This window comes from Ureibacillus galli (genome assembly GCF_014836845.1).
In the GTDB taxonomy this organism is placed as follows: Bacteria; Bacillota; Bacilli; order Bacillales_A; family Planococcaceae; genus Ureibacillus; species Ureibacillus galli.
In genome coordinates, this window is the sequence record NZ_JACSQA010000012.1 from 87,784 (window position 1) to 93,814 (window position 6,031).

Sequence of the window (6,031 nt, forward strand, 5' to 3'; positions counted from 1 at the left end):
AGAGGTGATTCACAAATGGTATATAGTGAAGCTACGCAACAACTGATACTCTATATCGAAAATCATATAACCGATGATTTGCAACTAAAACAATTCCCTTCTGTTGTAGGATATTCAAAATATCATTTACTAAGGGTATTTAAACAAGAAACTGGATTAACGATTGGAGAGTATATACGTTTAAGACGTCTTGCGACAGCTGCAATGTTTCTTCTACACTCCGATGAAACAATTATTACAATTGCATTTATGCTACAATTTCAATCGCAAGAAGCTTTCACCCGCGCGTTTAAAGAAGTATATACCATGCCTCCTGGAAAATATCGAAAAATGATGCGATCAATAGGCGGAATGGAGGAAAGCAATATGAGTAACAAAGTAAAGGGATGGTTTTTAAGTGGTTCCCACCCAGCTAACTATGCATTTGGGGTTGATGATCAAGTATTCCATTTAGGAACGAAATCAGGTGTATTATTTTCCACCCGAGATGTTGGTGAAGGGCAATTTGGAACAATTATGCAAAGTTTTCAAGCAGATATCTATAAAGGGAAACGGATTAAATTGTCGTGTTATTTAAAAACAGAACAAGTAGATAAATGCGGTGCATGGTGTCGAATCGATAATGCATCAGGGGATACAATTCAATTTGACAATATGGATAACCGTTCTATTACAGGGACGACTGAGTGGAACTATTATTCAATCGTACTAGACGTACCTGCACAAAGTACATCCATTCATTTCGGCGTCTTATTAGCAGGAAATGGAAAAGTTTGGGCGGATGGATTCCGATTTGAGGAAGTAGACGATTCAGTCCCTTCAACAAATATGATGGCAACTGAATTCCTTCCTACTCAACCTGTTAATTTAGATTTTAATGAGGAATAATCCAATCAGTAAATAAATCGTGATATTCAAAGGTAAGGGAAATGCCCTTACCTTTTATACATACAATTAATAAAGTCTCTTACTATAGCTTTCTTCCAACCTCTCTTGGATATCCTCGACACTACTATTCGGAAGTTTTGCGTGTTCAAATAATATTTTGGAAGCCGAGGGTAACAATTCTTTCTCTGTCCAAGTATCCGGCTCCCATAGACCGGATCGTTTAAATGCTTTCGCACAATGTATAAAACATTCTTCCACGTCAACAGCGATTCCTAAAAGGGGCATTTTCCCCCTTATAGCCATTTGTTCAAGTAAAGCTTCATCATTTACAATTGTGGCACGACCATTCACCCTTAATGTTTCACCAAGTCCCGGAATGAAAAAGAGAAGGCCTATTTTAGGGTTGGACAAAAGATTGCGCAACGAATCCATTCTTTTATTCCCGGGCCTTTCCGGTATAATGAGCTGCTTTTCATTTAACACGTGAACAAAATCAGGTTGATCTCCTCTTGGTGAAACATCACAATTGCCAAATTGATCCGAAGTAGACATTACTAAAAACGGCGATTTCGAAATAAAATCGACACAATGATGATCTAAATAAGTTATTACTTTATTTTTAACTAATTCACTAGGAAATCCTACAATCTCTCGAAGTTCCTCTTCCGTCTTAATACAATGTTTAAAGTCTACTTTTTCGATCAACTATCCCACTCCAATTTACATATTTTCAAAAAATTCCACACAATCTATCTATAATGTTATCAATTGTTCCAAACTAGTTCTAGTTATCAATCTGCCTATGTATCGAATAAGATGTATTAATCAATGGACTTACAAGAAAGGTGGAAAAATGAATAAGGATACTGAAATGGCAAATACCTTTCAAAATTTAAGTCAAAAAAATATGCCCTTTGATCAAGTATTTCAAAATATATTGCATTTCATGAAGAAAGATCCGATTGGTAATTTTCGTTTAATGTTCGGAACCGATTCTCAAGTTTTCACCCATTACACAAAGTTCATCACTGGTATTGTCATTCAGCAAGAAAGAAAAGGTGTTTGGGCATGTATTCGAAAAGTAATTATCCCTAGGAAAATGACAAATTTACATGAACGGATTTCCTTTGAAACAACCCTTACAGAAGAAGTTGTTTCCTTATTTACAAACGAACATAAAGAACAATTAATTAATGTCGTTCTACCAAACATTTATAAAGGAGCTTCTTTTTCCATCGAAGGGCATATTGATATTGGCTCTGGGAAAAGAAATAAAACAAGAGTTTTCGTTGAAGAGATGGTCTCCCGATTAGAATCAATCGGGTTAGAACCAAAAATAAAACCCGATTCCTTTGTTGCTAGTAGCTATGCAAACCGCTTCACAAAATAAAATGAATCCATCTGAATTCGTTAAATAATTTTTTATAAAATTATGATAATATTGGATACAGTTACACAAAATTGGAGGAATACATTCATGTTAAATAACTTTATGGAAAATTTACAAAAATACGCAAAGCTGTTAGTTGCTAAAGGCATTAATGTTCAACCGGGAGATTGGGTGAAAATGACAATTACTGTTGATCAAGCTCCTTTAGCTCGATTCATTACACAGGAAGCTTATGCGTTAGGTGCAGAAAAGGTTATTGTCAAATGGTCTGATGATGAAATTACAAAATTACACTATTTACACCAACCAACAGAAGTATTAACGGACATTCCACAATACGAAATTGATGAATCAGAAGATCATGTTTTAAACCACCGAGTGAGCCGTCTTTCGATTTTATCTAGCGACCCTGGTCTGTTAAATGGGGTAGACCCTACGAAAGTGGCAGCTTTCCAAAATGTGGCGGGCAAAGCGTTCCATGCCCAACGTAAAGCTACACAAAACGATGATTTAAAATGGACGGTTGCTGCAGCAGCAGGAGCTAGTTGGGCGGCAACAGTATTCCCCCATTTAGCAACTTCTGAAGAACAAGTTGATGCCCTTTGGGATCAAATTTTTAAAACATGTCGCGTTTATGAAGAAGACCCAATTGTTGCATGGGATGAACATAAGAAAACATTAAATGAAAAAGCGGCAAAATTAAATGAAATTCAGTTTGATGCCCTTCACTACACTGCTCCTGGGACAGATTTAACGTTAGGTTTACCAAAAAACCATATTTGGGCATGTGCAGAAAGTTATAACCCTAAAGATGAAGAGTTTATCGCGAATATGCCGACAGAAGAAATATTCACGGCTCCTGATACGCGCCGCATGGATGGGGTTGTTCGCAGTACAAAACCGCTTAGTTATGCGGGTACATTAATAGAAGGTATTGAAGTTCATTTTAAAGATGGAAAAATTGTTAATATCTCCGCTGAAAAGGGCGATGAAGCGATTAAAAAATTAGTATTTGAAAACGAAGGAGCTACTGGATTAGGAGAAGTTGCCCTTGTTCCAGATCCTTCGCCGATTTCCCAATCCGGCATCATTTTCTTCAATACGTTATATGACGAAAATGCATCGAATCATTTAGCTATCGGTTCGGCTTACCCTACAACAATTGAAGGTGGGACAACAATGAGTCAAGAGGAACTGCAAGCAAATGGGATGAATACGTCTACAGTTCACGTTGATTTCATGATTGGTTCTGACAAAATGAATATCGATGGGATTAAACAAGATGGTACTGTCGTTCCTATTTTCCGTAACGGCGACTGGGCTTTCTAAAAATCGAAATACTTGCAAAAATAAAGCAATCTCTTCCCTTTCACGGAAGAGATTGCTTATTTATTTACATAAATTGTTTAACAGCCTCGGTAAAGCTTTTCGGGTCTTCTAACATACCGAGATGACCGGTTTTCGTTATGACTTTTTCCACGTTTTCATTCTTTGTTTGAATTGGTTGTACAATGCCATCTTCTGATCCTTCAATGACTAATATCGGCATTGTTGTATTGTCAACAAAGTTTTGTTGATTAGGTCGGGACTTCATCGCTTCAAGGGCGACAATTAAACCTTCTTCAGATGCACGGTAACCAATTTGCCGAGCAAATTGAATTTGCTCTTCTTTTGCATTATTACTAAAAAATGCCCCAATTAATTGATCAACAAAAGGTTCTACCCCTATTAAAGGAATTTGTTGCTGTTGTTTCGTTCGTTTTTCCTTTTGTTCCTCATTATCAGCACCATGGTATGAGTAGGCTAAAATAGCCCGTTTTATCGGAGCAACTTTTCCTTCAAGAGCTGCTAATACAATGTAACCGCCTAAAGAATGACCGAGCCAAGTTGCTTCCGTTACTCCTTCATGTTGTAGCACTTCTGTAACTGCTTGTGCATAATCATATACCGTATAACGGTCTTTTTCGAGTTTACTCGAACCATGTCCCGGTAAATCTACAGCAATGACATCATAATGGGAAGAAAGATCTTCGATTACATCTTGAAATATCTCCTTTGCACCTAAAAAACCGTGGACCAATACTAAAACTTCACCTGTACCTTTTCTTATATATTGTAACATTTCAATGCCCCTTCCATATCGTTACTTCTTTTTACCTTTTCCCAAAATTCCTATTGGTAAAACAACTCCTTTAAAACAATTAATAATCTACCGGAATACTATATTATTAAAAATAATCTAAAAACCTTTCCTTCACTTAGAAGTTTATATAACTAGATTTCTTGGATTCTATTTTTCTAATTATATAATTATGAAATAATTACTTATTCCTTTATGGACATAACCATGATAAACTAATTTTTAAATAAAGTGTTCATTAGAGAAGTACATTTGTCCATTCTACTAAATATATTACTAACAACTTGGAGGAAAAACATGAAAAACATTATACATATATGGAATCGAATTAGCCTTGTTGTACGAATCATTATCGGTATTATTATCGGCCTTTTATTAGCTTTAACAATTCCAGATGCTACAAGTTGGGTTTCAATTTTTGGTACTCTATTTGTTGGGGCGTTAAAGGCTGTTGCACCAATCCTAGTTCTTATTCTTGTCATGCATGCTATTTCTAGCCATAAAAGCGGTAAAAAAACAAATATGAAATCGATTATTGTCCTTTATGCAATTGGTACATTTTCAGCTGGGGTGATTGGTGTTATCGCTAGCTTCCTATTCCCTGTCACATTAAAGCTTACAACAGGAGCTGAAGAAATAGCACCACCTGAAGGGGTATTAGAAGTTATTCGAACTTTACTTTTAAGTCTTGTGAGCAACCCAATTGACGCGATTTTAAAAGCGAACTACCTTGGGATATTAACATGGGCCATCATACTTGGTTTTGCATTAAAAAATGCAGCTGATTCTACTAAAACGATGATAGGAAATTTTTCTGATGCCATTACGAAAATCGTAAAATGGGTTATAGAGTTAGCACCTTTTGGAATTATGGGATTAGTCTTTGATGCCATTTCTAAAAACGGTCTTTCAGCTTTGAAAGAATATGGACAACTACTTATATTGTTATTGGGCTGTATGTTCTTTGTAGCGCTCGTAGTCAACCCTATCATTACATTTGTCTTTACCCGTAAAAATCCATATCCACTCGTATTAAAAACTTTAAAAGAAAGTGCGATTACAGCATTCTTTACTCGAAGTTCCGCAGCGAACATTCCTGTTAATTTAACATTATGTAAAAAATTAGGGTTGGATGAAGATACGTATTCTGTCTCTATTCCGTTAGGAGCAACGATCAATATGGCCGGTGCTTCCATTACAATTTCTGTATTAACTCTCGCTACAGCTAATACACTTGGTATTGAAGTGGATATATGGACAGCCATTATTCTCATGTTTTTATCTGCCGTATCAGCAGCTGGTGCATCGGGTGTTGCTGGTGGTTCCCTATTATTAATTCCACTTGCTTGTAGTTTATTAGGCATTTCAAACGATATTGCGATGCAGGTGGTTGCGGTCGGTTTCATTATTAGTGTTTTACAAGACTCTTGTGAAACTGCCTTGAATTCATCTTCTGACGTGTTATTTACTGCCACTGCTGAGTTGGCAAAAAAACGAAAAGAAGGTCCAATTGCTTAAGTAAAAGTTTTCCATTTAAAAAGAGGCTGGGACATAACTAGCTTCAAATAGTGAGAAAGGTGAATTTGAGGAAACTCAAATTCACCTTTTTCTTT

General features: G+C 36.2%; 6 protein-coding genes. 4 read left to right on the forward strand and 2 right to left on the reverse strand.

Annotated features, from left to right (window positions below):
* Positions 1-15: 15 nt before the first annotated feature.
* Positions 16-888, forward strand: a complete 873-nt coding sequence (locus H9636_RS09775; RefSeq protein ID WP_191707427.1) for a helix-turn-helix transcriptional regulator — start codon at positions 16-18, stop codon at positions 886-888.
* 66 nt (positions 889-954) lie between these two features.
* On the opposite strand, the gene H9636_RS09780 is transcribed toward H9636_RS09775, so the two are convergent.
* The gene (locus tag H9636_RS09780; RefSeq protein ID WP_191707428.1) at positions 955-1,593 is read right to left on the reverse strand and encodes a pyridoxamine 5'-phosphate oxidase family protein; all 639 of its coding nucleotides are present in this window, start codon (positions 1,591-1,593) and stop codon (positions 955-957) included.
* A gap of 148 nt (positions 1,594-1,741) precedes the next feature.
* On the opposite strand from H9636_RS09780, the gene H9636_RS09785 reads away from it, so the two are divergent.
* Both H9636_RS09785 and H9636_RS09790 read left to right on the forward strand, forming a co-directional pair.
* Entirely contained in the window at positions 1,742-2,278 is a 537-nt protein-coding gene (locus H9636_RS09785) for a ribonuclease H-like YkuK family protein (protein WP_174232662.1), read from the forward strand.
* Positions 2,279-2,365: 87 nt separating this feature from the next.
* A complete protein-coding gene (locus H9636_RS09790) occupies positions 2,366-3,607 on the forward strand; it encodes an aminopeptidase (protein ID WP_191707429.1) in 1,242 nt (413 codons plus the stop codon).
* Positions 3,608-3,671: 64 nt separating this feature from the next.
* Here H9636_RS09790 and H9636_RS09795 read toward each other — a convergent pair whose 3' ends face one another.
* Positions 3,672-4,400: an alpha/beta fold hydrolase gene (locus H9636_RS09795; protein ID WP_191707430.1), complete on the reverse strand. Its 729-nt coding sequence runs from the start codon at positions 4,398-4,400 to the stop codon at positions 3,672-3,674.
* Between the two features lie 315 nt (positions 4,401-4,715).
* Here H9636_RS09795 and sstT point away from each other — a divergent pair, with 315 nt between their 5' ends.
* The gene (gene sstT / locus H9636_RS09800; RefSeq protein ID WP_191707431.1) at positions 4,716-5,936 is read left to right on the forward strand and encodes a serine/threonine transporter SstT; all 1,221 of its coding nucleotides are present in this window, start codon (positions 4,716-4,718) and stop codon (positions 5,934-5,936) included.
* Positions 5,937-6,031: the final 95 nt, after the last annotated feature.